Origin of the sequence: Curtobacterium sp. PsM8 (assembly GCF_030433875.1) — a bacterium.
Lineage (GTDB): Bacteria > Actinomycetota > Actinomycetes > Actinomycetales > Microbacteriaceae > Curtobacterium.
On the sequence record NZ_JARUXD010000041.1, the window covers coordinates 1 to 25,830 of the forward strand.

Sequence of the window (25,830 nt, forward strand, 5' to 3'; positions counted from 1 at the left end):
TGGAGCTGACCGGTACTAATAAGCCGAAGACTTGACACACACTTTTTTCCTGACCCTTCGGGGTCAGGGCTCGCGTCCACTTTGTGGTTCCCGACAGACGATCGGGAATCAAACTGAATATTCGCTACGGCGGAGCAGTCTGAGACCAGATCATGGTCGATGGTGTTCCGGTGGTCATAGCGAGAGGGAAACGCCCGGTCACATTCCGAACCCGGAAGCTAAGCCTCTCAGCGCCGATGGTACTGCAAGGGGGACCTTGTGGGAGAGTAGGACGCCGCCGGACTTCTTTTCAATGGAAAGCCCCTGACGGGTGGAGCATCACGCTCCACCGGTCAGGGGCTTTTCTGCATTCCCCGGCAGAGCCATCTCCGGAGGACTGGCGCTAGCTGGCCGCCAGCGCAACGGGCGGCCACGGTAGGATCAGGGCGTCATGACAGCGCCATTCTCTTCTGCCACCGGTTCCGACGTCCGCGTCCGGTTCTGCCCGTCGCCCACCGGAACGCCGCACGTCGGCCTCGTCCGCACTGCCCTGTTCAACTGGGCCTATGCCCGGCACACCGGTGGCAAGCTCGTCTTCCGCATCGAGGACACCGATGCCGCCCGTGACAGCGAAGAGTCGTACGCCCAGATCATCGAGGCACTGCGCTGGCTGAAGCTGGACTGGGACGAGGGCGTCGAGGTCGGGGGACCGCTTGGCCCGTACCGACAGTCCGAGCGAGCCGACGTCTACGCCGACGCGATCGCGCAGCTGACGGCTGCCGGCCACGTGTACGAGTCGTACGTCACGCCGGAGGAGATGGAAGCCCGCAACGTCGCGAACGGCCGCGACCCGAAACAGGGCTACGACAACCACGAGCGTGACCTCACCGACGCCGAGCGTCAGGCGTTCCGCGACCAGGGTCGGGCGCCGGCGCTCCGCCTGCGCGTGCCGGACCGTGACCTGAGCTTCCAGGACCTCGTCCGCGGTGAGATCACCTTCCCGCAGGGCTCGTTCCCGGACTTCGTGGTGGTGCGTCCGAACGGCAAGCCGCTGTACACGTTCACGAACCCCCTCGACGACGCCCTGATGGGGATCACGCACGTCCTCCGTGGCGAGGACCTGCTGTCGTCGACCCCGCGTCAGATCGCGCTGTACGAGGCCCTGTACGAGATCGGCCTCGCGCAGTTCATCCCGCAGTTCGGTCACCTGCCGTACGTGATGGGGGAGGGCAACAAGAAGCTCTCGAAGCGCGACCCGGAGTCGAACCTCTTCCACCACCGCGCGAACGGCATGGTCCCCGAGGGCCTGGTCAACTACCTCGCCCTGCTCGGGTGGTCGATCGGTGCCGACCGCGATGTGTTCTCGATCGACGAGATGGTCGCAGCCTTCGAGGTCACCGACGTGAACCCGAACCCGGCGCGCTTCGACCACAAGAAGGCCGAGTCGATCAACGGTGACCACATCCGCCTGCTCGACCCTGCCGACTTCCGTGCTCGTCTCACGCCCTACCTGACCGACTTCCTCGGCGACCCGGCGACGGCGGAGCAGCAGCGCGTGCTCGAGCTGGCCGCCCCGCTCGTCCAGGAGCGCATGCAGCTGCTCAGCGAGGCGCCGGGCATGCTCGGCTTCCTGTTCACCGCGGACGACGACCTGGTGGTCGAGGACGACGCCCTCGGTTCCCTCAAGGGCGACCCGGCCCCGGTCCTCCAGGCCGGCATCAGCGCACTCGAGCAGCTCGACGACTGGTCCACGGCCGCCATCGAGCAGGCCCTGCGGACGGCGCTCATCGACGGCCTCGAGCTGAAGCCCCGGGTGGCGTTCGGTCCGCTGCGTGTCGCGGTGTCCGGTCGTCGGATCAGCCCGCCGCTGTTCGAGTCGATGGAGATCCTCGGCAAGCAGTCCACGCTCGCGCGGCTCCGTTCCCTCGCGGCACGCTGACGTCCGTGGTCGACGTCGTCGTCATCGGAGCCGGTCCGGCCGGGCTCAGCGCTGCGCTCAACCTGGTGCGGGCGAAGCGCACGGTGTTGCTGCTCGATGCGAACCGACCCCGGAACGCCGCGACCCTGCGTTCGCACGGGTTCATCACACGCGACGGCATCTCGCCCCTCGAGCTGCGGAAGCTCGGGCGCGACGAGGTGGCCGGCTACCCGGAGGCCACGGTCACCCAGGCCGTCGTGGACCGGGTGTGGCAGGCCGACGGCGCGTGGAACGTGCATGGGACGTGGCGGGGTGCCGAGGTGTCGGCGACCGCACGGGCGGTGGTGATCGCCACGGGCCTCCGTGAGTCGTTCCCCGCGCTGCCGTCGCTCCGGGCGTTCTACGGCACCGACGTGCACAGCTGTGTCGAGTGTGACGGGTACGGCAAGGCGGGGCAGCCACTGGCGTTCATCGGCGAGACCGACGACGTCGTCGACCGGGCGCTGCTCGTCGGCTCGTGGTCGGACGACCTCATCGTCTTCACGAACGGCGTCGCGCCGGTGTCCGACGCGGGACGTGCGCGTCTCGACGCTGCGGGCATCCGTGTCGACGAGCGTCCACTGGCGGACCTGGAGGGCGACCGCACCGGCATGACCGGCGTCCGGTTGGCCGACGGGGACGTGGTGCCGCGGGCCGGCGCTTTCGTTCGACCCGAGTGGCACGCCGACCTGGACTGGGTCGACGCGGACCTCGACCGCGACGCCCAGGGCTTCGTGCGGGTGGACCGGCTCGGTCGCTCGAACCTGCCCGGGCTGTACGCGGTCGGGGACGTCACACCGCCCGGACCGGAGCAGCTCATCGTCGCTGCGGGTCACGGTGCCTCGACCGCCGCGGCTGTGCACCGCGACCTCGTCGGTGGTCTCGAAGACGTCCGGGATGCTGTACAGTAGTTGATCGTGCCCCGGACAACGGGGAGCAGGGCCGCAAGGCCTTTGGGGTATGGTGTAATTGGCAACACAGCGGTTTCTGGTACCGTCGTTCTTGGTTCGAGTCCAGGTACCCCAGCAAGTGGACACACGGAAAGCCCCCGGGAAACCGGGGGCTTTCGTCGTTCCCGGGCGAAGGCGTCGTTCCGGCGGGCGAGGCGGCCGACCGGCTATCGTCGATGCACGAGCGCGGACAGTGCGCCACCACGCCCGGGCACCGTCGGGGCGCGACACGACCAGGGGGACCCATGATCATCTTCGGCAGCCGCACCCGTGACGCCCTCGTCGGGGTGCTCTTCTTCGCCTGCACCCTCTGCGGGTCCACCGCTGCGCAGCGCCTGCACCGCCTGCGGACGTGGTTCACGCTGTTCTTCCTGCCGGTGTTCCCGTTCGGGCACGGTCGGTACGTGCTGCAGTGCGCCTACTGCGGCGGCCAGTCGTCCATGCCGCGGGAAGGCGCCGAACGGTTCATCGCCGACAGCGAGCGGGCCCAGCAGGCGCACCTGGCGCAGGAGACACTGCCTCCGACCGGCGCCTGAGCCGCGGGACACCGCACGCGGCAGCTCGCCCGGCACACCTCTGTAACGCTCCGGTCACGGTGCGACTGCAACCGGTTGCACGACCCCCGTCCGGGGCGTAGCGTCCTCGCTCAGCAGGCAGCGTCGCCTGCTCCAGTGCAGCGTCGCCGGGCACGGTCCGGCGACGCTCCTGGTGATCTCGATGAGGAGACAACGCTGTGAAGAACACACGTGCGAAGGGCCGCGTGGCCTCGATCGCAGGGATCGCGGTCGTCGGCCTGTTGCTCGCGAGCTGCTCGAGCGGGAGCTCGGCCTCGAACGACGCGAAGAGCGGGCAGGACAGCCGCGGACCGATCACCTACGTCCAGGGCAAGGACAACTCGAACGTCGTCCGCCCGCTGATCGCCAAGTGGAACAAGGCCCACCCGGATGAGAAGGTCACCTTCAAGGAGCAGTCCGACCAGGCCGACCAGCAGCACGACGACCTCGTGCAGCACTTCCAGGCCAAGGACGACAACTACGACGTGGTGGACGTCGACGTGGTGTGGACCGCGGAGTTCGCCGCCAAGAGCTGGCTCACCCCGCTGACCGGTGACATGAAGATCGACACGTCGAAGCTGCTGCCGTCGACGGTGAAGACCGCCACCTACAACGACACGCTCTACGCGGCCCCGCAGACCTCCGACGGCGCGCTGCTCTACTACCGCAAGGACCTCGTGAAGACCCCGCCGACGACGTGGGACGAGATGATGAAGGACTGCTCGATCGCGAAGGACGCCGGCATCGGCTGCTACGCCGGACAGTTCGCCAAGTACGAGGGGCTGACGGTCAACGCCTCCGAGGCGATCAACGGTGCCGGGGGCGCGGTCCTCAACGGCAGTGGCAAGCCGGACGTGGACACCTCCGACGCGAAGGCCGGGCTGCAGAAGCTCGTCGACGCCTTCCAGGACGGCAACATCCCGAAGGAGGCGATCACCTACCAGGAGGAGCAGGGTCGCCAGGCGTTCGAGGACGGCAAGCTGCTGTTCCTCCGCAACTGGCCGTACGTGTACAGCCTCGCGAAGACGGACGGCTCCAGCAAGGTGAAGGACACCTTCGGCATCGCCCCGATCCCGGGTGCGGACGGCGTCGGTGCCTCCACCCTGGGCGGCCACAACGCCGCGATCAGCGTCTACTCGAAGCACAAGGCCACCGCGCACGACTTCCTCGAGTTCCTCATCTCGAACGACACGCAGAAGTTCTTCGCGACGCAGGGCTCGCTCGCCCCGGTCATCGGCGACCTGTACACGGACCAGGAGCTCACGGCGAAGCTGCCGTACCTCCCGACGCTCCTCGAGTCGATCAAGTCGGCCGAACCGCGTCCGGTGACGCCGTTCTACCCGGCCGTGACGAAGGCGATCCAGGACAACACCTACGCCGCACTCAAGGGGTCGAAGTCCGTCGACTCGGCCATGCAGGACATGCAGGCCGCCCTCAAGTCGGCGACCGACGGCAGCGGCAACTGACACCGCGGGCGGCGAACGCCGCCCACTGACGGGAGGGTCGTGGTCACGCGACCACGTCCCTCCCGACTCCACTCTGTGCGTTCCCGACACCGGCAAGGAGGCCGTCCGTGTCAGCAGCAACCGAGATCCCCGCAGCGATACCCGAACCCCAGGGGATGGAGCCGCCGAAGCGCCGCAAGGGCGGGCTCAACGCGGACCACGGCCGCTGGGCCGTGTACCTGATCGGCCCGACGATCGTGCTCCTGGCGATCGTCATCGGCTACCCCGTCGTCAGCGCGGTCATCCAGTCGTTCCAGCTCGACCAGGGCCTCGACAAGGCCACCGGCCTGTTCGTCGCGGGTGGCTTCGCCGGCGTCACGAACTACGTGCACTGGCTCGGCCAGCAGTGCGGGAACGCCGCCTGCCCGCCCGGCAACCTCGGGTCCCAGTTCTGGACGGCGTTCGGCAACACGTTCTTCTTCACGGTCGTGACCGTGGCACTCGAGACCGTCATCGGGCTCTGGATGGCCATCATCATGAACCGCAACTTCAAGGGCCGCGCCCTCGTCCGCGCCGCGATCCTCATCCCGTGGGCCATCCCGACCGCCGTCACCGCGAAGCTCTGGTACTTCATCTTCGACGCGAACGGCGTGCTCAACCACGTCATCGGCCACCAGGTCCTCTGGTTCTCGGACGAGTGGGCGTCGCGGTTCGCGATCATCATCGCCGACACCTGGAAGACGACGCCGTTCATGGCGCTGCTCATCCTGGCCGGGCTGCAGCTGATCCCCGACGAGGTGTACGAGGCCGGCAAGATGGACGGCGCATCGACGATCCAGCGCTTCGTCAACATCACGCTGCCGCTCGTCAAGCCGGCGCTCATGGTCGCCATCCTGTTCCGCGTGCTCGACGCGCTCCGGATCTACGACCTCATCGCGATCATGACCGGCGGCGGTGGTGGGTCCGGCAACGCGACCGTCTCGCTGTCCGTGCTGGTCGTCGACCAGATCCGGCAGGGCTTCAACTCCGCCTCGGCACTCTCCACCATCACGTTCGTGGTCGTCTTCGTCGTCGCGTTCGTCTTCGTCCGGTTCCTCGGCGCGAACGTCGTGCAGACCCAGGCGGCACAGCAGAAGGGCGAGCTCAAGTGACCCTCGCAGCAGACCGTCTCCACATCCCCGCCGAACGCGCTGGCGCGCGCAGCGACGTCCGCGTGAAGCGCCACGTCGGGCCGAAGCTCCGCACCGGCATCCAGGCCGGGGTCATCGCCCTGTGGTGCCTCCTGCCCTTCTACTGGATGATCGTCACGTCGTTCCGTGACGTCGGGTACACATTCGACCCGACGCCGTTCTTCACGCACGTCACGCTCGACAACTATGCGACCGCGTTCTCGACGGCCCTCGGCAACCACCTCGGACGAGCACTGCTCAACAGCGTGTTCATCGGGGCCGTGGTGACGATCATCGCCCTGCTCGTCGGCACGACCGCGGCCTACGCACTGGCCCGGCTGGAGTTCCGCGGCAAGTCCCTCATCGCCGGTGCGATCCTCGCGGCGTCGATGTTCCCGGGCGTCGCGCTCATCTCGCCGCTGTTCCAGCTGTTCACGGACATCGGCTGGATGGGCACCTACCAGGCGCTGATCCTGCCGAGCATCTCGTTCGTGCTGCCGCTGACGGTCTACACGCTCGCGTCGTTCTTCCGCGAGATGCCGTGGGACCTCGAGGAAGCGGCGCGCATCGACGGGTGCACCCGGGTGCAGGCGTTCCGTCGGATCATCCTGCCGCTCGCTGCGCCGGCCGTGTTCACGACCGCGATCCTGGCGTTCATCTCGTCCTGGAACGAGTACCTCATCTCGTCCCAGCTCTCGAGCGACGCCACCCAGCCGGTGACGGTCGCCATCGCGTCCTTCGCCGGGTCGCAGCCGCACCAGGAGCCGTACACCGCGGTGATGGCGGCGGGCACGATCGTCACGATCCCGCTCGTCATCCTGGTGCTCGTGTTCCAGCGACGCATCGTGGCCGGCCTCACCGCCGGCGGTGTGAAGGGCTGACGATGGCCCAGCGCGCGCCCCTCCGACCGACGTCGCGGATCGAGGAGGCCATCGGTTTCGTCGGGTGTTTCGGTCTGCTGTTCTTCGGCGTCACGGTGTTCTCCGAGCTGACCGGGCGACCGGCGCTCGGGTGGGCACTCACCCTCCTCGGCGCCGTCGTGGCGATCGTCCTCCTGGACCGGTGGCGACGCCGGGTGCTCCGGCGGACCGCAGACGCTGCCCAGGCCGACCACGGGCCGGCCGCGACGCGCGTGTCCGGCCACTGACGGGCCTCCCGGCAGAAGCACGTGGGGATCCAGGAGATCGCGCACGCGACGGGGCTGTCGAAGGCGACCGTCTCGCGGGCGCTCCGCGGCCTGCCGACCGTGGCGGGCACGACCATCGACCAGGTGCGGCGGGTCGCCGACGAACTCGGGTACGTCCCGAGCTCGGCGGCGGCCGGCCTGGCCACCGGCCGCCAGCGCGCGGTCGGGGTGGTGGTGCCGGTGATCGACCGATGGTTCACCACGAAGGCCCTGGGCGGGGTCGACGCGGAGCTCCGTGCCGCCGGCTACGACCTGGTCCTCTACAACCTCGGAGGCCCCGGCGGCGACCGGCACCGGGCCTTCCGCCGCACGATGCTGCGCCAGCGGGTCGACGCGCTCGTGCTGCTGTCGCTGGTCCTCGACGAGACCGAGCGACGTGAGCTGCAGGTGAGCGAGCTGCCGACCGTCGTGATCGGCGGTCCGGCGCACGACCTGCGGAACGTCGGCGTCGACGACCACGAGGTCGCGGCCCTGGCGGTCACGCACCTCACCGGCCTCGGACACCGCGAGGTCGCCTACGTCGGTGGGCAGGACGAAGCCGGGTTCAGCGTGGCCGTGCCGTACCGCCGGCGCGACGGGTTCACCGCGGCCATGGAGCGCGCCGGAGCGGCGATCCGCCCAGCCTGGTACGCCGACGGCCGGTTCTCGTTCGCCGGCGGCGTCGTCGCCGGTACCGCCCTGCTCGACGTGCCGGCTGCCGAGCGACCGACCGCGGTCGTCTGCGCCTCCGACGAGATGGCGCTCGGCGTGGTGGTCGCCGCGCACCGGCTCGGGCTCGACGTGCCGCGGGACCTCTCCGTCACCGGCGTCGACGGGCACGAGTACGGCGAGGTCCTCGGTCTGACGACCGTCGCGCAGGACCCGGAGGCGCAGGGTCGCGTGGCCGCGCGGGCCGTCGTCCTGGAGGCCCAGGGTGCGTCCCCGGCGCCGCTCGCGTCGTCCGCCGCGCGGCTCGTGGTGCGGAGGACGACCGCGCCGCCGTGCCGGTGAGGGCCCCGTGGTGACGGCTGGCGTAGCGTCACCAGCATGCTGGTCACGAAACTCGAGCACGCCTGTCTCGTCGTCGAGCAGGACGGCGACCGCTTGGTCATCGACCCCGGGGCCTACACCCGGCCGGTCGACACGGGCGGTGTCGTCGCCGTCGTCGTCACGCACGAGCACCCGGACCACGGTACGGCGGAGCAGCTCACGCGGATCCGGCAGCGGAACCCCGGCATCCCGGTGTTCGGACCGGCCGGGGTCGCTTCGGCGCTCGCGGGGTCCGTCGCCGTCGACGTCGTGACGGACGGGGACACCCGGACCGTGGGTGCCTTCACCCTGACCTTCCACGGCACGCGGCACCAGCTCATCCACTCGTCGGTGCCGGTCGTCGACAACACCGGGGTGTTCGTCAACGGCACCCTGTTCCACCCGGGCGACGCCTACATCGACCCGGGCGTCCCCGTCGAGGTGTTCGCGACGCCGGTCGGGGCTCCGTGGCTCAAGATCGGCGAGCTGATGGACCACCTGGCCGCCGTCGCCCCACGCCGGGCGGTCCCGATCCACGAGGCCACGCTGTCCGACATCGGGTTCGCCGGGCACACCGACCGGATCCGGCAGGTCGTCGAGCCCGCCGGTCAGGTCGTCGTGCTCGAGCCGGGGGAGTCGCTCACGGTCTGAGGACCGGCCGGGAGACACCGCTGAGACCGGCGACACACCGGCGTGGGCACGGCCGTTTTGGCGCTCGATCACACCCTGTGCAATACTTGTCGAGTTGTCGGAACGGCCCCATCGTACAGTGGCCTAGTACGCCGCCCTCTCACGGCGGTAACGCGGGTTCGAATCCCGCTGGGGTCACCACGAGTGACACACTCCGAACCGACACATCGCCGCGGCCCCATCGTATAGCGGCCTAGTACGCTGCCCTCTCACGGCGGTAACGCGGGTTCGAATCCCGCTGGGGTCACCACGCATGCAGTCCCTCGTCCGGTCCCCGGGCGAGGGACTTCGTCGTTCCGGCGCGAACGGGTGCAGGAAGATGTCGGTATGGACTCGACCGGACGACCACAGCAGGACGGACCGCCACACACCCGCTGGTCGCTGATCGCACTCGTGGCGCTCGGCGGCGCGATCGGCACCGCCGTCCGGGCACTCCTCGCCCAGGCGTTCCCGGCCGTCGACGGGATCAGCTGGAGCATCCTCGCGATCAACGTCGTCGGTGCGTTCTGCCTCGGTCTGCTGCTCGACACCCTCGCGCGACGGGGTCCGGACGTCGGCCGACGTCGGTCGCTCCGGCTGTTCGTCGGGACCGGCGTGCTCGGCGGCTTCACGACGTACAGCACCCTGGCCGACGACACCGCACGGCTGCTCGACGGTGGTCGGTGGGCTGCCGGTAGCGGGTACGCACTGCTGTCGGTCGTGCTCGGGCTCCTCGCCGTGGTCGCCGGACTCGCGGTGGCCGGTGCGCTGACGGAGCGGGCAGCGCGGTGACCGCCCTCGTGCTGGTGGTCGTCGCCGTCGGTGGCGGGGTCGGGGCCGCGCTCCGGTTCGTCCTGGACGGCGTCGTCAAGGCACGGGTGACCCGGTTCCCCCTCGGCACGCTGCTGATCAACGTGTCCGGATCGCTCGTCCTCGGGTTCGTCACGGGTCTGGGGGAGGCGGGCACACTGGCCGCCCCGATGGTCGCCGTGCTCGGGACGGGCATGATGGGTGGGTACACGACGTTCTCGACGGCGAGCGTCGAGACCGTGCAGCTCCTCCGATCCGGCAAGACCCGGCTCGCCGTCCTGAACGGCCTCGGGATGCTCGTCGTCTCGGTCGGCGCTGCTGCGCTCGGCCTCCAGCTCGGAAGGAACACATGACCTCGGAACGCCCCGGCGAACTCGTCCTCGTCCGCCACGGAGAGACGGAGTGGTCGAAGAGCGGGCAGCACACCGGCCGCACCGACATCCCGTTGACGGAGAACGGCGTCGCGCAGGCCGAACGGGCCGCCCGGTACCTGGCGGACCGCGACTTCGCGCTCGCCCTGTCGAGCCCCCTCGCCCGTGCCCGCGAGACCGCCCGCATCATCGGCGTCGACCCGGAGCTCGACGAGGACCTGTACGAGTGGGACTACGGCGCGTACGAGGGCCTGACGACGCCGCAGATCAAGGTCCAGCGGCACGGCCCGTGGGACCTCTGGACCGACGGTGTCCCCGCCGGTGACACGCCCGGCGAGAACGCCGCCGAGGTCCGGGTCCGGGTCGAGCGGGTCATCAACCGCGCGCGTCCCGTCCTCGCCGAGGGCCAGGACGCGATCTTCGTCGCGCACGGCCATGTGCTCCGTGCCCTCGGCGCCGCCTGGATCCGTCTCGCGCCGCAGGACGGCGCGGTGCTGAAGCTCGGTACGGCGACGGTCAGCACGCTCGGGTACGAGCACGGCCGACCGGTGATCGACGCCTGGAACATCACCCCGTCCTGATCGGACGAACGGTACGGGCGGCGGTGACGATCCCCGCCGCCCGCCGTCGTCCGGCCCGGCGTCCCCGGGTCAGCCGGCGCTGAGCACGATCCCCATGCCGAGGCTCGGGGCGACGTCCTCGAACCCGAGCGAGCGGTACAGGCGCTGCCCCGGCGGGTCCCCGATGAGCGACACGTAGGGCCCCTCGGGAGCCCGGTCGCGGATGTCCGCCACGAGCCACTCGACCACCGCGCGGCCGAGGCCCTGCCGCTGGCGCGCCGGGTCGGTGGCGACGTCGACGACGTGGAAGTACCAGCCGCCGTCGCCGATCACGCGGCCCATCGCGACGGGTGTGCCGTCGGCGTCGACGACGTGGCAGGCCGACCAGGCACCCGCGATCGCCGGCGCACCCTGCTCGGCCGTCACCGGGGTCAGCCCGGAGTCGCGCCGCAGCCGCAGGTAGTCCTCGAGCGGCGGGGCGGTCGGCATCAGCGTGTAGTCGGCGTTGTCCATGCCCCCAGCCTGCCCGAAGCAGCCGCGGTCACACCGTGCGGATGCTGCTGGTCGCCCCCAGTGCCCGACCGCGGCGCCGTTCGACGACGCGTCCGACCGCCAGGAGCGCCACGCTGACGACGGCGCCGAGCAGCGTCTGCACGATCCGGTCGAGCGCCAGGAGCCCCGGGGCCTCCGGCAGGCTCAGCCACGACACCGCCAGGGCCAGCGGCGTGAGGAACAGCAGGCAGACGGCGTAGTTCCGCGCGACGAAGACCTCGGCCATGAACTGCCCGACGACGGCGATGACGACGATCCACCACGCCGAGGGTTCGAGCAGCAGGATCCCGACCGCGACGACCGTCCCGCCGACGGTGCCGACGACGCGCTGGACGGCGCGCGAGACCGTGTGTCGCTGCCGGAGCGCCGGCAGCGTCGACACGACGGCGATCACGGCCCAGTACGGGTGACCGAGACCCGGCAGGGACTCGGCGACCGCCCCGGCCGCGAGCGCGCCGACGACGTTGAGGCCGATGGTCTCCCAGAGCGCCGAGGTCCGGAGGACCGCCAGCGACCGGTGCTTCCGGGCCGCGAGCGGACGGAACCGGTGCGGGACGTGCGGGTGCAGGACCCGGCGGAAGCCCGCGCCGGACATCGCGACGAGCCACGCCCAGGCGACCGAGCCGAGGATGACCGTGGCGACGAGCGGCAGGTCGCCGGTGTGCACCGGCACGAGGGCCGAGACGACGAACGCGAACACCGGGAAGATCGGTTGGGCGGGGATCGTCCGGAGGGCGCTGAGCGTGGCGACCGCGACGACCAGCACCACGACGAGGCCGGTTCCCTGCAGCCACAGCGGCGACCCGAGCAGCGACACCGCGATGCCCGCGGCCATGCACGCGACCTGCAGGGACCCGGCGACCCCGGTGGTCACCGCACGCTGCCGGTACGGCTCGGTCGCGCCGAAGATCGCGGTGAAGCCGGCGAACAGCGCGAAGGCGGCGTACTGCGGCATCCCGAGTCCGACGAGCAGCGCGAGCGGGACACCGCCCGCGATCGCGGCGCGCGCTGCGCCCTCGAGGTTGGTCGTGCGGGTCGAGTGCGGAGCGGTCGTCATGTCCTGGCCATCCTCTCACCGCGACGGGTGTCGTCGACTCGTGGCGGGCCTCCCGGCTGTCGTCCCGCGATTGGTATACCAAGCTGCTAGAGTGCTCGGACGACGCCGTGTCAGCGGTGTCGCAACGCGAAGCGAGGAGGCACGGGCATGGGCAGGACGCTCGCCGAGAAGGTGTGGGACGACCACGTCGTCGTCAAGGGGGAGGACGGCAACCCCGACCTCCTGTACATCGACCTCCACCTCGTGCACGAGGTGACCAGCCCGCAGGCCTTCGACGGCCTCCGTCAGGCCGGTCGCCCGGTGCGTCGCCTCGACCTCACGATCGCGACCGAGGACCACAACACGCCGACGCTCGCCATCGACCGGCCGATCGCGGACCCGACGAGCCGCACCCAGATCGAGACCCTGCGCCGCAACTGCGCGGAGTTCGGCGTCCGGCTGCACTCCCTGGGCGACAAGGAGCAGGGGATCGTGCACGTCGTCGGTCCGCAGCTCGGTCTGACCATGCCCGGCATCACCGTGGTGTGCGGCGACTCGCACACCTCGACCCACGGGGCCTTCGGCGCGATGGCGTTCGGCATCGGCACCAGCGAGGTCGAGCACGTCCTGGCGACGCAGACCCTGCCCCTGAAGCCCTTCAAGACGATGGCGGTCACGGTCGAGGGCACGCTGCGGCCGGGCGTGACGGCGAAGGACATCATCCTGGCCGTGATCGCGCAGATCGGCACAGGGGGTGGGCAGGGCTACGTCCTGGAGTACCGCGGGTCGGCGATCCGGGCGCTCTCGATGGAGGGCCGGATGACCATCTGCAACATGTCGATCGAAGCGGGCGCCCGCGCCGGCATGGTGGCCCCCGACCAGACGACGTACGACTACGTGCAGGGCCGCGACCACGCCCCGACCGGCTCCGACTGGGACGACGCCGTCGCGTACTGGGACACGCTCGCCACCGACGACGACGCGGTGTTCGACGCCGAGGTCTTCATCGACGCCGACACGCTCGAACCGTTCGTCACCTGGGGCACGAACCCCGGCCAGGGCGTCTCGCTCTCCGACTCCGTGCCGGACCCGGCCGGCTACGCCGACCCGAACGACCGCGCCGCGGCCTCCCGCGCGCTCGAGTACATGGACATCCAGGCGGGGACGCCGATGAAGGACATCGCGGTCGACGCGGTCTTCATGGGGTCCTGCACGAACTCCCGCATCGAGGACCTCCGCGCCTTCGCCTCCGTCATCAAGGGCCGCGAGAAGGCGCCGGGTGTGCGCGTGATGGTCGTGCCGGGATCTGCACGAGTCCGGCTCGAGGCAGAGGCCGAGGGGCTCGACCGGGTCTTCACCGACTTCGGTGCCGAGTGGCGCTTCGCCGGCTGCTCGATGTGCCTCGGCATGAACCCCGACCAGCTCGCGCCGGGGGAGCGCTGCGCCTCCACCTCGAACCGCAACTTCGAGGGCCGGCAGGGCAAGGGCGGCCGCACGCACCTGGTCTCGCCGCTCGTCGCGGCCGCGACCGCTGTCCGCGGAACGCTCTCGAGCCCGTGGGACCTGGAAGACGACGACGCACGCCGGGCCGTCCCGGTGACCGCTGGAGGGAACCACTGATGGAGAAGATCGGCACCGTCACCGGGATCGCCGCACCGCTGAAGCGGTCGAACGTCGACACGGACCAGATCATCCCCGCCGTCTACCTGAAGCGGGTCACGAAGACCGGGTTCGAGGACGCGCTGTTCTCCGGATGGCGTCAGGACCCCGAGTTCGTGCTCAACCAGCCCGCGTTCCAGGGCGCCCGCGTGCTGATCGCCGGACCGGACTTCGGCACCGGCTCGTCCCGCGAGCACGCGGTGTGGGCGCTCCGCGACTTCGGCTTCCGCGTGGTCGTGTCCCCCCGTTTCGCGGACATCTTCAAGGGCAACGCCGGCAAGCAGGGACTGGTCACCGCGATGGTGTCCGAGCCCGAGATCGAGCGGATGTGGGCCGCGATCGACGCGCAGCCGGGCATCGAGGCGACGGTGGACCTCGCGACACAGCGCGTGTCGATCGGCGACGTGGACGTGGCTTTCGAGATCGACGCTTACACTCGTTGGCGGTTGATGGAAGGGCTCGACGACATCGGGCTCACCCTCCGTGACGAGACCTCGATCACGGAGTTCGAACACTGCCGCTCCAGTTGGCGGCCGAAGACATTGCCGGTGAAGTAGTGAACTCTCTCGTACAGGACGCAGCAGCCGCAGGGGCGCGCGTCGGGTTGAAGTCGGACGAGATCGTCATCCGCGGGGGCAAGCCCCTCGTGGGACGCATCGAGGTCCGCGGTGCGAAGAACCTGGCGACCAAGGCCATGGTCGCCGCGCTCCTCGGAGACACCCCGTCGATCCTCAAGGACGTCCCGGACATCTCCGACGTCAAGGTCGTCCGCGGCCTGCTCGAGGTGCACGGCGTCCGCGTGACCGACCCGGCCCGTGGCGAGCTCATCCTCGACCCGTCCCGCGTCGAGTCCGCGCACTTCGCCGAGATCGACGCGCACGCCGGGTCGAGCCGGATCCCGATCCTGTTCTGCGGCCCGCTGCTGCACAAGCTGGGCGAGGCGTTCATCCCCGACCTCGGCGGCTGCCGCATCGGCGACCGTCCGATCGACTTCCACCTCGACGCCCTGCGCGCAATGGGTGCCGTCGTCGACAAGCAGATCTCCGGCATCCACATCACGGCGCCGAACGGCCTCAAGGGCGCGAACATCGAGCTGCCCTACCCGAGCGTCGGGGCGACCGAGCAGGTCCTGCTCTCGTCCGTGCTCGCCGAGGGCACCACCGAGCTCCGCAACGCGGCGATCGAGCCCGAGATCATGGACCTCATCGCGATCCTGCAGAAGATGGGCGCGATCGTCACGGTCGAGCCCAGCCGCACGATCTTCATCGAGGGCGTCAAGTCGCTCCGCGGGTACACCCACCGCGCGATCAACGACCGCAACGAGGCCGCGAGCTGGGCCTCCGCCGCGCTGGCCACCAACGGCGACATCTTCGTCGAGGGCGCCAAGCAGCAGGAGCTCATGACGTTCCTCAACGTCTTCCGCAAGGTCGGCGGCGGGTTCGACATCCAGGAGGACGGCATCCGGTTCTACCGCGAGCTCGACGTCCTCAAGCCGGTCGTCATCGAGACCGACGTGCACCCCGGCTTCATGACCGACTGGCAGCAGCCGCTCGTCGTGGCCCTGACGCAGGCCGAGGGCCAGAGCGTCGTGCACGAGACCGTCTACGAGAACCGCTTCGGCTTCACCGACGCGCTGAACGAGATGGGTGCCGACATCGTCGTGCACAAGGAGGGCCTGCCGGGTCACGACCGCCGTGTCGCCCGTCGTCCCTTCGAGCAGGCCGCGGTCGTCACCGGCCCGACGAAGCTGCACGGTGCGAACGTCCGTGTCCCCGACCTCCGCGGTGGCTTCAGCCACCTCATCGCGGCGCTGACCGCCGAGGGCGAGTCGCACATCACGAACGTCGGCATCATCAGCCGCGGCTACGAGCACTTCATCCCGAAGCTCCGCAAGCTCGGCGCGGACTTCGACTTCGCGGGATGAGCACCGAGCCGGCCGACGCCCGAGCCGGTGCGGTGGACCAGGTCACCACGGGCCTCCCGAACCCCGGGAGGCGCTGGAAGCGTGGTGACCTGAACGTCGCGTTCCGGATCACCTCGGTCTTCGTGATCCCGTTGTTCCGTCGGGTCGCGGCGTACCGCTGGCACGGCCCGAACCGCCTGCCGGCGGACGGGGCGTTCGTGCTCGCGCCGAACCACTACACGAACATCGACCCGCTGGTGGTCGGCACCGCCGTCTGGGTGAGCCGCCGACCACCGCTGTTCCTGGCGAAGGCGTCGATCTTCGACGTGCCCGTCGTCGGCAAGCTGATGACCGGCATGGGGCAGATCCCGGTCGAGCGGTCGGGCCGCACGCGGTCCAGCAACCCTCTGCAGGGCGGCGGCGGCCTCGTCCGGAACGGCGGCGCCGTCATCGTCTACCCGGAGGGCACGCTCACCCGCGACCCCGACCTGTGGCCGATGCGCGGCAAGACCGGCGCGGCCCGGATCGCCCTCGAGAACGACGTGCCGCTCATCCCGATGGCCCACTGGGGCACGCAGCGGATCCTGCCGCGGTACTCGAAGCGCCTCAACCTGTTCCGCAAGGCCCACGTCGACATCCTGTTCGGCGAGCCGATGGACCTGTCGGCGTACCGGGGCAAGCCGATCGACCAGGCCCTGCTGCAAGAGGTCACCGACGCGCTGATGGCCGAGATCACGAAGCTCGTCGAACAGCTCCGTGGGGAACGCGCCCCGGAGAAGCGCTGGGACCCCAGCGCCGCCCGCCAGAAGGAGACCGGCAAGTTTGAGTGACGCAGCCGACCGGGGGACCGCACCCGGTCTCCGACCGCACGACGACCACCCGGACCCATCCGTCGCCGCACGCGGTGCGGTCGACACCGCGGCGATCCGTGTCGTGATGCAGTCCACCGACAAGCCACGTGTCGCCGTCATCGGGGCCGGCAGCTGGGGGACCACCTTCGCGAAGGTCCTGGCCGAGGGCGGTGCCGAGACCGTTGTCTGGGCTCGCCGTCCCGAGGTCGCCCGCGAGATCACCGAGACCAAGCGCAACTCGGACTACCTGCCCGGCATCAACCTGCCGCGCACGCTGACCGCGTCGACGTCCCTCGCCGCGGTGCTCGCCGGCGCCGAGCAGGTGTACGTCTCGGTGCCGTCGCAGACCCTCCGCTCGAACCTCGCCGCGATCCGCGAGCTGCTGCCCGCGGACGTGCCGGTCGTCAGCCTCATGAAGGGCGTCGAGAAGGCCACCGGACTGCGGATGAGCGAGGTCCTGCTCGCGGGGCTCGGCATCGACCAGGACCGCATCGCCGTGGCCAGCGGACCGAACCTGGCGCTCGAGATCGCCCGCCGGCAGCCCACCGCCGCCGTCGTGTCGTCGTCGAGCGTCGACACCGCGACCGCCGTCGCCGCGGTCGCGACCAACCCCTACTTCCGCTCGTTCATCAACACCGACGTCATCGGCACCGAGTTCGGCGGGGTGCTCAAGAACCTCATCGCGGTGGCGATCGGCATCGTCGACGGCGTCGGGTACGGCGAGAACACCAAGGCGTCGATCATCACCCGTGGTCTGGCCGAGATGACGGAGTTCGCGGTGTCGCTCGGCGCGCAGCCGTCGACACTGTCCGGCCTCGCCGGCCTCGGTGACCTCATCGCCACGTGCCAGTCGCCGCTGTCGCGGAACAACACCGCCGGTCGACTGCTCGGCCAGGGGTACCGCTTCGACGAGGTCGTCCGACAGATGAACCAGACCGCGGAGGGCCTGGCCTCGGTCGCGCCGATCCTCGAACTGGCGCGGGCGAACGGCGTCGACATGCCCATCGTCGGGCAGGTCGGCGAGGTCCTCGCCGGTAGGCTCGATCCGCGCAACATCGCGCCGCACCTCACGGAGACCGACGAGCCCCAGGGCGAGTGACCGGTCCCGGTACCCACCGCTTGGAGCGTCCATGAGCAGCACCGCGCCCGCACCCGAACCGACCGACGCCGAGCTCGCCCCGGAGACCGACGAGCGGACCACCGTCGCGGTGCTCTTCGGCGGACGGTCGAGCGAGCACGAGATCAGCTGCGTGACCGCCGGCGGGATCATGGACGTCGTCGACCGCGACCGGTACGATCTGCTCCCCATCGGCATCACGAAGGACGGCGCGTTCACCCTGCAGGCGGACGACCCGTCGGACTGGGCGCTCCGCGGCCAGGAGCTGCCCACCGTGCCGGACAACGGCACCCGCGTGCGCTTCCCGGTCTCCGGTGACTCCCGCGAACTGTTCGTCGAACTGCCCGACGGCTCGGTGGAGTCCCTGGGCTCGGTCGACGTGGTGTTCCCGATCCTGCACGGTCCGTTCGGCGAGGACGGCACGATCCAGGGCCTGCTGGAGACCGCCGGCCTGCCCTACGTCGGCGACGGCGTGCTCGCCAGTGCCCTGGCGATGGACAAGCACGTCGCGAAGGCCGTCCTCGAACACGCCGGCCTGCGCGTCGCGCCCTGGACGACGGTGCTCCGTCGGCAGTGGCAGTCCGATCCGGTGGACGTCGCCGAGTCCGTCGCCGCACACGGCTTCCCGCTCTTCGTGAAGCCCGCCCGCGCCGGCTCGAGCATGGGCGTCTCGCGCGTCGACGACCCCGCACAGCTCGGTGCCGCGATGGACCTGGCCTTCGAGCACGACAGCAAGGTCCTCGTCGAGCCCCGCGTGATCGGGCGCGAGGTCGAGGTCGCCGTCCTGGAGGGCCGTGACGGCACCCCGCGCACGAGTCTGCCCGGCGAGATCGTCGTCGCCGAGGACGGCTTCTACGACTTCAGCGCCAAGTACCTGGGTGGTGACGAACAGCTGCTCTGCCCGGCCCCGCTCACCGAGTCCGAGACCGACGAGATCCGGTCGATCGGTGCTCGGGCGTTCGAGGCGATCGGTGGCGCCGGACTGGCACGGGTCGACTGCTTCCTGACCGACGACGGCTTCGTGGTCAACGAGGTCAACACGATGCCCGGCTTCACGCCGTTCTCGATGTACCCGCGCTGCTGGGCGGCGTCGGGCATGTCGTACCCGGACCTGGTCGCCGAACTCATCGAGCTGGGGCGCGTCGCGGTCCGCTGATCTCCGCGGGCGCCGGGCGCCGAGCGCCCAGCGCTCCAGCCGACGTCCTCCGGAGCAGCGTCTCAGCCGACGTCCTGCGGATCGAGGCAGCGGTGCCCGTCCTTCGGCAGCGTCGACACCGCGTCGCCGAGGTCCTGCAGGGCGTCGGGCGTCGCGCGCTTCGTGTCGATGACGACCTGCACCGCGGGCGAGCGGCCGAACGTCGTGTAGACGACGTTCTGTCCGCGGTCGTCGCGGATCCAGTCGACCGAGCCCTGCGCGAAGCACGGCAGGTCGGAGACCGTCGGCACGGCGACACCGCAGTGGTAGAGCACGGCGGCGGGCGACCCCCACGCGGCGGTCGCCTGCGCCGAGGTGTTGCGGAGCGGCAGCGTGCTGTTCACCGTCGCGGGGAGTCGGACCTGCGCACCGGCGCAGGCAGCTGCGTTCGCGGAGGGAGCGGCCTGCATCGCGACGGCGTTCGTGCAGCCGGTCAGTCCCACGACGACGGCCGCCGCCAGGACGAGACCCACGACGGCACTGCGCCGGCGGGCGACAGCGCGGGGGTGGCGGGTGACGGTCCGGGGGCGGCGGGGTGCGGTGTCCATCGGCGTCCAGGCTACCGTTCTGGTGTGGACGCGACCGACGAGCAGGACCCCGGCACCCGGCCCCGGACAGCAGCAGAGGCGACGGTCGGGGCGCTCGGCGAACTGGCCGTGCTCGCCCGCGTGACCCGGCGCCTCCCGTCCGGCTCGCCGCTGCTCGGCCCCGGTGACGACTGCGCGGTCGTCGCCGCTCCCGACGGACGCTTCGTCGTGACGACGGACATGATGGTGCACGGCCCGGACTTCCGCTGGGCCTGGTCCTCGCCGGAGGACGTCGGCTGGAAGGCCGCCGCCACGAACCTCTCCGACGTCGCCGCGATGGGCGCGGTGCCCTCCGGTCTCGTCGTCGCGATCGCCGCCCCGCAGGAGACGCCGGTGACCGTGCTCGAGGGCATCGCCGACGGCTTCCGGCTCGCGATCGAGGCCCTGGCACCCGGCATCGGGGTCGTCGGCGGTGACCTGTCGACCTCGGCGACGTTCTCGCTGACCGTGACGGCGTTCGGCGACCTCGGTGGCCGTGCTCCCGTCGTCCGCTCGGGCGCGCAGCCGGGTGACGTCCTGGCGGTCTCGGGCGAGCTCGGGCCGGCCGCACGGGGGCTCGCCCGCCTGTTCCGCGACGGGGTCGACGACGCCGGTGAGCCGGACGCCGCCCGGGTCCGCGCGAGCGGGGCGGACACCGACCCCGACGTGAGCCGGCAGCGCCGCCCGGTCCCGCCGATCGCCGACGGGCCGCTCGCCGCCGCAGCCGGAGCGACCGCGATGCTCGACCTGTCCGACGGTCTGGCGATCGACGCCGGCCGGCTGGCGCGCGCGAGCGGGGTGACGCTGGAGCTCGAGGTCGAACCGGCACTGGACCCGGTCGCGCTGCATGGCGGCGAGGACCACGGGCTGCTGGCGACGTTCCCGCCCGGCGCGAGCCTGCCCGGTGGGTTCCGACGGATCGGGGTCGTCCGCGCACGCGAGGCGGACCACGGCGTCGACCTGGTGCGGGGCGGGGGAGCGGTCCCGACGACGGGGTGGGACCCCTACGCCGACTGGGACGGTGCGGCAGGCTGATCGTGCAGCACGTCCGGCAGCAGCAGCGCGCTGTGGAGCCGGCTCAGCCCGCGGTCTGACCGGGTCAGCCCGCGGCGTCCGCCAGGGCTTCCCACGCGACGGTGTCGCCCCAGGACCGCTTGCTGAACGGCGTCAGCCCGGCCGGCCACGTCGGTTCCGGCGAGCGGGTGCCCCGTTCGACGACGACGACCGCTTCGGGCGTCAGCCGGGACACCAGGGCGTCGAGGACGTCGGTCAGCTCGGACTCCGGGACCTCGTACGGCGGGTCGATGAACACCAGGTCGAACGTCTTCGCCGTGGTGCGGAGGTAGCCGAGGGCCGGCTGCGCGTGCACCGCGACCCGGACGCCCGGCACACGCTTCTGCACCGCCTTCGCGTTCTCACGACAGGCCGCCGCAGCGGGTGCCGCCCGATCGACGAGCGACACCTCGACCGCTCCCCGCGAGGCCGCTTCGAGGCCCAGGGCACCGGTCCCCGCGTACAGGTCAGCGACCGAGGTGTCGTCGATCAGCCCGCGCGACTCGAGCGACGAGAAGAGCGCTTCGCGCACGCGGTCGCTCGTCGGCCGGGTGCCGGACTTCGGCACCCGGAGCGTCGTGGAGCCGGCGGCACCGGCGATGATGCGGGTCATACAGCCACCGTAGCGGGCAGCCGGTGCCCCTCCGGCGTTCTCCACAGGCGTCCGGGAGGCCCGTGGCAGGTCGGTCGTGCCGGGTACCGTGGCCCTGTGGTCACCTCCCGCGCCGACTCCGCTCCGACGACGCCCGACAGCTCCGCGCCCGACAGCTCCGCGCCCGACGGCCTCACACCCGCCACGCCCGACGTGCAGTGGGGACCGGCACCGCTCGACGTGAAGCTGGCGAACGTCCTCGGCGGCCGGACCGCGAAGGCGATCGAGAAGGCCTTCGGCCACCGGACCGTCGGCGAGTTCCTCGAGCACGCCCCCCGGCGCTACGCCGAACGCGGTGCGCTGACCGCGCTCGACTCCCTGGCGATCGGCGAAGCGGTGACGATCGTCGCCGAGGTGATCGAGGTCCGCGAGCGTACGATGCGCGCACGGCGCGGGTCGATCCTCGAAGCGAAGATCGGGGACGGCAAGGGCCTGCTGACCCTGACGTTCTTCAACCAGGGCTGGCGCACGAAGGACCTCGTCCCGGGTGCCCGAGGGGTCTTCGCCGGCAAGGTCGGCGACTACCGCGGTGCCCGGCAGCTGGCGCACCCGGACTACGAGCTGTTCGACCGCGACGACCCGCGTGCCCTGGCGGACCCCGAGTCGGACGAGGCCATCCGGTGGTCGCGGCAGCCGATCCCGATCTACCCGGCGACGGCCTCGCTGTCGTCCTGGCAGATCGCGAAGGCGATGGGCATCGTCCTGGACACCCTGCCGGACGTCGCCGACCCGATCCCGGCCTCGGTGCGGACCCGTCTCGACCTGGTGCCGTTCCGGAAGGCGCTGGAGATGCTGCACCGGCCCGAGAAGGTCGCCGACTTCAAGCGCGCGCAGGAGGCCCTGCGCTACCGCGAGGCGTTCGTGCTGCAGACCGCCCTGGTGCAGCGTCGCATCGCGGCCCGCGCGACGGCCTCGGTGTCACGGGTCGCCGCGCCGGGCGGGATCCTCGAGCGGTTCGACGCGACCCTGCCGTTCACGCTCACCGACGACCAGCGATCGGTCGGTGCCGAGATCGCCCAGGACATGGCCGGCAGCTGGCCGATGCACCGCCTGGTGCAGGGCGAGGTCGGTTCCGGCAAGACCCTCGTGGCGATCCGGGCGATGCTCACCGTGGCGGAGTCCGGCGGGCAGTCGGCCCTGATCGCCCCGACCGAGGTCCTGGCGGCGCAGCACCTCCGGTCGATCGTGAAGTTCCTCGGCCCGGACCTCGCCGCGGAGCTCCGACCGGTGATCCTGACCGGGTCGCAGTCCACCGACGAACGCCGACGCGCACTGCTCGCCGCGGCCTCCGGCGGTTCCCGGCTCGTCGTCGGTACGCACGCGCTCCTCGGTGACCGCGTGGACTTCGCCGAACTCGGTCTGGTGGTGGTCGACGAGCAGCACCGGTTCGGCGTCGAGCAGCGTGAAGCCCTGCGGACGAAGGGCACGACCCCGCCGCACGTGCTGGTGTTGACCGCGACGCCGATCCCGCGGACGGTCGCGATGACCGTGTTCGGCGACCTCGACGTGTCGACCATCCAGGGCATGCCCTCCGGTCGCGCCGGGGTGGAGACCTTCACGGTCGGGCTCGCCGAGCACCCCGGGTGGGAGTCCCGGATCTGGACCCGGATGGCCGAGGAACTGGAGGACGGTCGGCAGGCGTTCGTCGTCTGCCCCGCCATCGACGACGCCCACGGCGAGGACGACGGCGCCCCCGAGCCCGCCGCCGACGGCAGCGACCCCGAGGGCACGCCGACGCGGAAGCCCGCGACCGTCTTGGCGATCGCCGAGCGGATGCGCACGATGCCGGCGCTCGACGGTCGGCGGATCGAGGTCCTGCACGGTCGCATGACGGCAGATGAGAAGGACCGGGTGATGACGTCCTTCGCCGACGGCGCCGTCGACGTGCTCGTCGCCACGACGGTGATCGAGGTCGGGGTCGACGTGCCGAACGCCTCGATGATGGCGGTGCTCGACGCCGACCGGTTCGGTGTCTCGCAGCTGCACCAGCTGCGCGGACGCATCGGCCGCGGGCAGTACGCGGGCGTCTGCCTGCTCGTCACCCGCGCCGAGGTCGAGACGGTGTCGCGCGAGCGGGTCGACGCCGTCGCGGCGTCCGACGACGGGTTCGAACTGGCGCGGGTGGACCTGGAGCTCCGCCGCGAGGGCGACGTCCTCGGTGAACGCCAGTCCGGCGGACGGTCCTCGCTCACCCTGCTGCGGGTGGTGCAGCACGCCGACGTCATCATCGACGCCCGCGAAGAGGCCGAGCGGGTCCTCGAGCGCGACCCGGACCTCAGCGGCAGCCCGGCGCTGCTGGACGCCCTGGCACGGCGACTGGACGAGTCCGACGCGGCGTTCCTCGGCAAGAACTGAGCACGCGGCGATCGAGCACGGAGTCGGACGGCGCCGCAGCGGGTCAGGACGGGGCCGGTATGGTCGCGTGCATGACGAAGATCGCCGTCGTGCCTGGTTCCTTCGACCCCGTGACGCTGGGGCACCTCGACGTCATCGCCCGCGCCGCGGAGCTGTTCGACGAGGTCCACGTGCTCGTCGTCCACAACCCCGACAAGAAGGCCGCGCTGTTCGACGCCGGCGACCGGGTCCGCCTGATCCAGGAGTCCCTGACCGAGGTCGGCGTGCCCGGCACCGTCGTGGTCGGGGAGTGGACCGCCGGGCTCCTGGTCGACTACTGCCGGCAGGTCGGCTCGAAGATCCTGGTCAAGGGCGTCCGTTCCGGCGAGGACGTGGCGTACGAGACCCCGATGGCGATCATGAACCGCCACCTGGCCGGCGTCGAGACGGTGTTCCTGCTGCCGGACGCTGCCCGGGCGCACGTGTCGAGCTCGCTCATCCGACAGGTCTCGGGCCTGGGCGGCGACGTCACGCCGTACGTGCCGCAGGTCGTGGCGCGCGCACTCGCCGCCCGGCACTGAGACCGGCACCACCCCGACACGCGTCGGGTGCTCGACTCCTCGGCTCGGGCGCGCTAGGCTGGTTGATCGTGTATTCCTCCGTGAACAGCCCCTACGCCCTGCGCGTGCGTGAACTCGCGCAACGGCCGGGCGAGATGCGCGAGGTCTCGCTCGACATCGCGGTGCCGAGCACGCTCGGTGCCGGTCTGATCGCCGTGCGCGAGGGCGACCAGATGCACCTCGACGTCAAACTCGAGGGCCTGCACGAGGGCATCCTGGTCTCCGGACACGCCCGGGCCGAGGCGACGGGGGAGTGCTCGCGCTGCCTCATCGACATCAGCGAGCCCGTCGAGGTCGAATTCGCGGAACTGTTCGCGTATGATGCCTCGGAGGAATTCGACTACCAGGTTCACGATGAACACGTGGATTGTGAACCGGTCGTCCGAGACGCAGTGGTGCTGTCGCTGCCGTTCACCCCGCTCTGCCGACCGGACTGTCCAGGACTCGACCCGGTGACGGGTGAGCGCCTGGCGGACGTCGGTGAGCGACCGGCTCCGTCGGCCACGGATCCCCGTTGGGCAGCGCTCGGCGGGATCCAGTTCGACAGCAACGACCACCAGGACCCCAGCGAGCACCACGCCGCTGACCAGACCACCGCGGACGAGGAGCGGGCGCCGGCCGACCAGGCCGAGTGACCGCCACCATCCACGACTGACCACCGACCAAACGAAAGAGAACCACCATGGCCGTCCCGAAGCGCAAGCAGTCCCGTGCGAACACGCACGCCCGTCGATCGCAGTGGAAGGCCGCACCGGTCCAGCTCGTGAAGACGATCGAGAACGGCAAGGTCGTCTACAGCCTCCCGCACCGTGCGAAGGTCGTCGAGGACTCGGCCGGCACCCCCCTGTACATGGAGTACAAGGGCCGCAAGGTCGCCGACGTCTGATCGGACTGCACTCGTGACTGCGACGTCCGGCGCCGCGGGGTCCAGCCCCGTGGGGCCGGACGTCGTTCGTCTTCGTGACCTCCTCGGGGTCCCTGTCGACCTCGAGCTCCTCCAGCTCGCGCTGACCCACCGTTCGTACGCGTACGAGCACGGCGGGATCCGGCACAACGAGCGGCTGGAGTTCCTCGGCGACTCCATCCTCGGTCAGGCCGTGACCGTCAAGCTCTTCCGGGACTACCCGGAGCTCGACGAGGGTGAACTCGCCAAGCGACGCGCCAGCCTGGTGTCGACCGTCGCCCTGGCGGAGATCGGTCGGCACATCGGCCTCGGTGCGTACCTCCGGCTCGGCAAGGGCGAGGAGCAGACCGGGGGGCGGGACAAGTCCTCGATCCTCGCCGACACCGTCGAAGCCGTGATCGGTGCGACCTACCTGTCCGCGGGTGCCGACTCCGCCACCGACCTGGTGCTGCGTCTCGTCGCCCCGCTGCTCGTCGATCCCGCACGCTTCGGCGCCGCGATGGACCCGAAGACCAGCCTGCAGGAGCTCGCGTCCGCGCTGACGCTCGGCAACCCCGCGTACCGGATCACCGAGGCCGGCCCGGACCACGACAAGACCTTCCACGCCACCGTCGTGCTGCAGGGCGAGGACATCGCCACCGGCACCGGGACGAGCAAGAAGACCGCCGAGATGTCGGCCGCGCTCGACGCCTGGACACGCCTGTCCGGGCGCACCGCCGGGGCCTGACCA

At 70.9% G+C, this 25,830-nt stretch carries 28 protein-coding genes, 3 tRNA genes and 1 rRNA gene; 28 read left to right on the forward strand and 4 right to left on the reverse strand.

Going from position 1 to position 25,830, the window contains the following annotated elements; all coding sequences use genetic code 11:
* Positions 1-166 precede the first annotated feature (166 nt).
* The 16 genes from rrf to QCD68_RS10825 all read left to right on the forward strand — a co-directional run bounded on the left by rrf (position 167) and on the right by QCD68_RS10825 (position 10,679).
* A 5S ribosomal RNA gene (gene rrf / locus QCD68_RS10750) occupies positions 167-283 on the forward strand.
* A gap of 147 nt (positions 284-430) precedes the next feature.
* Positions 431-1,918, forward strand: a complete 1,488-nt coding sequence (gene gltX, locus QCD68_RS10755; protein WP_301223011.1) for a glutamate--tRNA ligase — start codon at positions 431-433, stop codon at positions 1,916-1,918.
* 5 nt (positions 1,919-1,923) lie between these two features.
* The gene (locus tag QCD68_RS10760; protein ID WP_301223012.1) at positions 1,924-2,847 is read left to right on the forward strand and encodes an NAD(P)/FAD-dependent oxidoreductase; all 924 of its coding nucleotides are present in this window, start codon (positions 1,924-1,926) and stop codon (positions 2,845-2,847) included.
* 43 nt (positions 2,848-2,890) lie between these two features.
* Positions 2,891-2,962, forward strand: a tRNA-Gln gene (locus QCD68_RS10765).
* A 169-nt stretch (positions 2,963-3,131) separates the two neighbouring features.
* A complete protein-coding gene (locus tag QCD68_RS10770) occupies positions 3,132-3,422 on the forward strand; it encodes a zinc ribbon domain-containing protein (protein ID WP_301223013.1) in 291 nt (96 codons plus the stop codon).
* A gap of 197 nt (positions 3,423-3,619) precedes the next feature.
* The gene (locus QCD68_RS10775; protein ID WP_111075618.1) at positions 3,620-4,906 is read left to right on the forward strand and encodes an ABC transporter substrate-binding protein; all 1,287 of its coding nucleotides are present in this window, start codon (positions 3,620-3,622) and stop codon (positions 4,904-4,906) included.
* A 155-nt stretch (positions 4,907-5,061) separates the two neighbouring features.
* A complete protein-coding gene (locus tag QCD68_RS10780) occupies positions 5,062-6,036 on the forward strand; it encodes a carbohydrate ABC transporter permease (protein WP_111075617.1) in 975 nt (324 codons plus the stop codon).
* Entirely contained in the window at positions 6,033-6,935 is a 903-nt protein-coding gene (locus QCD68_RS10785; protein ID WP_111075616.1) for a carbohydrate ABC transporter permease, read from the forward strand. Before QCD68_RS10780 ends, QCD68_RS10785 begins: the two co-directional genes overlap by 4 nt.
* A gap of 2 nt (positions 6,936-6,937) precedes the next feature.
* The gene (locus tag QCD68_RS10790) at positions 6,938-7,201 is read left to right on the forward strand and encodes a hypothetical protein (RefSeq protein ID WP_301223014.1); all 264 of its coding nucleotides are present in this window, start codon (positions 6,938-6,940) and stop codon (positions 7,199-7,201) included.
* A 21-nt stretch (positions 7,202-7,222) separates the two neighbouring features.
* Positions 7,223-8,230 carry a LacI family DNA-binding transcriptional regulator gene (locus QCD68_RS10795; RefSeq protein WP_301223015.1) on the forward strand — a complete coding sequence of 336 codons (1,008 nt, stop codon included), beginning with the start codon at positions 7,223-7,225 and terminating at the stop codon, positions 8,228-8,230.
* 36 nt (positions 8,231-8,266) lie between these two features.
* Positions 8,267-8,899 (forward strand): MBL fold metallo-hydrolase, encoded by a 633-nt coding sequence (locus tag QCD68_RS10800; protein WP_301223016.1) that lies wholly within the window; start codon positions 8,267-8,269, stop codon positions 8,897-8,899.
* 104 nt (positions 8,900-9,003) lie between these two features.
* Positions 9,004-9,079: transfer RNA gene (locus QCD68_RS10805), tRNA-Glu, on the forward strand.
* Between the two features lie 33 nt (positions 9,080-9,112).
* Positions 9,113-9,188, forward strand: a tRNA-Glu gene (locus QCD68_RS10810).
* Between the two features lie 77 nt (positions 9,189-9,265).
* Positions 9,266-9,709, forward strand: coding sequence for a fluoride efflux transporter FluC (locus tag QCD68_RS10815; RefSeq protein WP_301223017.1), 444 nt, complete (start codon positions 9,266-9,268; stop codon positions 9,707-9,709).
* Positions 9,706-10,080 carry a fluoride efflux transporter CrcB gene (crcB, locus tag QCD68_RS10820; RefSeq protein ID WP_111075611.1) on the forward strand — a complete coding sequence of 125 codons (375 nt, stop codon included), beginning with the start codon at positions 9,706-9,708 and terminating at the stop codon, positions 10,078-10,080. Before QCD68_RS10815 ends, crcB begins: the two co-directional genes overlap by 4 nt.
* On the forward strand, positions 10,077-10,679 hold the full coding sequence (locus QCD68_RS10825; protein WP_290156969.1) for a histidine phosphatase family protein: 603 nt from the start codon (positions 10,077-10,079) through the stop codon (positions 10,677-10,679). Before crcB ends, QCD68_RS10825 begins: the two co-directional genes overlap by 4 nt.
* A gap of 69 nt (positions 10,680-10,748) precedes the next feature.
* Here the strand turns inward: QCD68_RS10825 and QCD68_RS10830 are convergent, their stop codons facing one another.
* Both QCD68_RS10830 and QCD68_RS10835 read right to left on the reverse strand, forming a co-directional pair.
* Positions 10,749-11,171 carry a GNAT family N-acetyltransferase gene (locus QCD68_RS10830; RefSeq protein WP_301223018.1) on the reverse strand — a complete coding sequence of 141 codons (423 nt, stop codon included), beginning with the start codon at positions 11,169-11,171 and terminating at the stop codon, positions 10,749-10,751.
* 28 nt (positions 11,172-11,199) lie between these two features.
* On the reverse strand, positions 11,200-12,267 hold the full coding sequence (locus QCD68_RS10835; protein WP_290156968.1) for an FUSC family protein: 1,068 nt from the start codon (positions 12,265-12,267) through the stop codon (positions 11,200-11,202).
* A gap of 147 nt (positions 12,268-12,414) precedes the next feature.
* Here QCD68_RS10835 and leuC point away from each other — a divergent pair, with 147 nt between their 5' ends.
* The 6 genes from leuC (at position 12,415) to QCD68_RS10865 (ending at position 18,932) form a co-directional block, all read left to right on the forward strand.
* The gene (gene leuC, locus QCD68_RS10840) at positions 12,415-13,866 is read left to right on the forward strand and encodes a 3-isopropylmalate dehydratase large subunit (RefSeq protein WP_301223019.1); all 1,452 of its coding nucleotides are present in this window, start codon (positions 12,415-12,417) and stop codon (positions 13,864-13,866) included.
* Positions 13,866-14,462 carry a 3-isopropylmalate dehydratase small subunit gene (gene leuD / locus QCD68_RS10845; protein WP_221852123.1) on the forward strand — a complete coding sequence of 199 codons (597 nt, stop codon included), beginning with the start codon at positions 13,866-13,868 and terminating at the stop codon, positions 14,460-14,462. Before leuC ends, leuD begins: the two co-directional genes overlap by 1 nt.
* Complete coding sequence (gene murA / locus QCD68_RS10850) at positions 14,462-15,829, forward strand: UDP-N-acetylglucosamine 1-carboxyvinyltransferase (protein WP_111075605.1); 1,368 nt, start codon at positions 14,462-14,464, stop codon at positions 15,827-15,829. The genes leuD and murA overlap by 1 nt, the downstream gene beginning before the upstream one ends.
* The gene (locus QCD68_RS10855; protein WP_111075604.1) at positions 15,826-16,638 is read left to right on the forward strand and encodes a lysophospholipid acyltransferase family protein; all 813 of its coding nucleotides are present in this window, start codon (positions 15,826-15,828) and stop codon (positions 16,636-16,638) included. Before murA ends, QCD68_RS10855 begins: the two co-directional genes overlap by 4 nt.
* Positions 16,639-16,744: 106 nt before the next feature.
* Positions 16,745-17,758 carry an NAD(P)H-dependent glycerol-3-phosphate dehydrogenase gene (locus QCD68_RS10860; RefSeq protein ID WP_301223024.1) on the forward strand — a complete coding sequence of 338 codons (1,014 nt, stop codon included), beginning with the start codon at positions 16,745-16,747 and terminating at the stop codon, positions 17,756-17,758.
* 31 nt (positions 17,759-17,789) lie between these two features.
* Positions 17,790-18,932 carry a D-alanine--D-alanine ligase family protein gene (locus QCD68_RS10865; RefSeq protein ID WP_301223020.1) on the forward strand — a complete coding sequence of 381 codons (1,143 nt, stop codon included), beginning with the start codon at positions 17,790-17,792 and terminating at the stop codon, positions 18,930-18,932.
* Between the two features lie 62 nt (positions 18,933-18,994).
* Here the strand turns inward: QCD68_RS10865 and QCD68_RS10870 are convergent, their stop codons facing one another.
* A complete protein-coding gene (locus QCD68_RS10870) occupies positions 18,995-19,519 on the reverse strand; it encodes a DUF3515 domain-containing protein (RefSeq protein WP_301223021.1) in 525 nt (174 codons plus the stop codon).
* A gap of 24 nt (positions 19,520-19,543) precedes the next feature.
* Between QCD68_RS10870 and thiL the strand changes: the two genes are divergently transcribed.
* Positions 19,544-20,572, forward strand: coding sequence for a thiamine-phosphate kinase (thiL, locus tag QCD68_RS10875; RefSeq protein WP_441005181.1), 1,029 nt, complete (start codon positions 19,544-19,546; stop codon positions 20,570-20,572).
* A gap of 64 nt (positions 20,573-20,636) precedes the next feature.
* Here the strand turns inward: thiL and QCD68_RS10880 are convergent, their stop codons facing one another.
* On the reverse strand, positions 20,637-21,203 hold the full coding sequence (locus tag QCD68_RS10880) for an RsmD family RNA methyltransferase (RefSeq protein WP_111075601.1): 567 nt from the start codon (positions 21,201-21,203) through the stop codon (positions 20,637-20,639).
* Between the two features lie 192 nt (positions 21,204-21,395).
* On the opposite strand from QCD68_RS10880, the gene QCD68_RS10885 reads away from it, so the two are divergent.
* From QCD68_RS10885 to rnc, 5 genes are all read left to right on the forward strand, one after another.
* Complete coding sequence (locus tag QCD68_RS10885; protein WP_301223026.1) at positions 21,396-23,597, forward strand: ATP-dependent DNA helicase RecG; 2,202 nt, start codon at positions 21,396-21,398, stop codon at positions 23,595-23,597.
* Positions 23,598-23,668: 71 nt separating this feature from the next.
* A complete protein-coding gene (gene coaD / locus QCD68_RS10890) occupies positions 23,669-24,157 on the forward strand; it encodes a pantetheine-phosphate adenylyltransferase (RefSeq protein WP_253463438.1) in 489 nt (162 codons plus the stop codon).
* A 68-nt stretch (positions 24,158-24,225) separates the two neighbouring features.
* Positions 24,226-24,831, forward strand: coding sequence for a YceD family protein (locus QCD68_RS10895; protein WP_253463436.1), 606 nt, complete (start codon positions 24,226-24,228; stop codon positions 24,829-24,831).
* Positions 24,832-24,878: 47 nt separating this feature from the next.
* Complete coding sequence (rpmF, locus tag QCD68_RS10900; RefSeq protein WP_110902027.1) at positions 24,879-25,082, forward strand: 50S ribosomal protein L32; 204 nt, start codon at positions 24,879-24,881, stop codon at positions 25,080-25,082.
* 13 nt (positions 25,083-25,095) lie between these two features.
* On the forward strand, positions 25,096-25,827 hold the full coding sequence (rnc, locus tag QCD68_RS10905) for a ribonuclease III (RefSeq protein ID WP_253463434.1): 732 nt from the start codon (positions 25,096-25,098) through the stop codon (positions 25,825-25,827).
* Positions 25,828-25,830 lie beyond the last annotated feature (3 nt).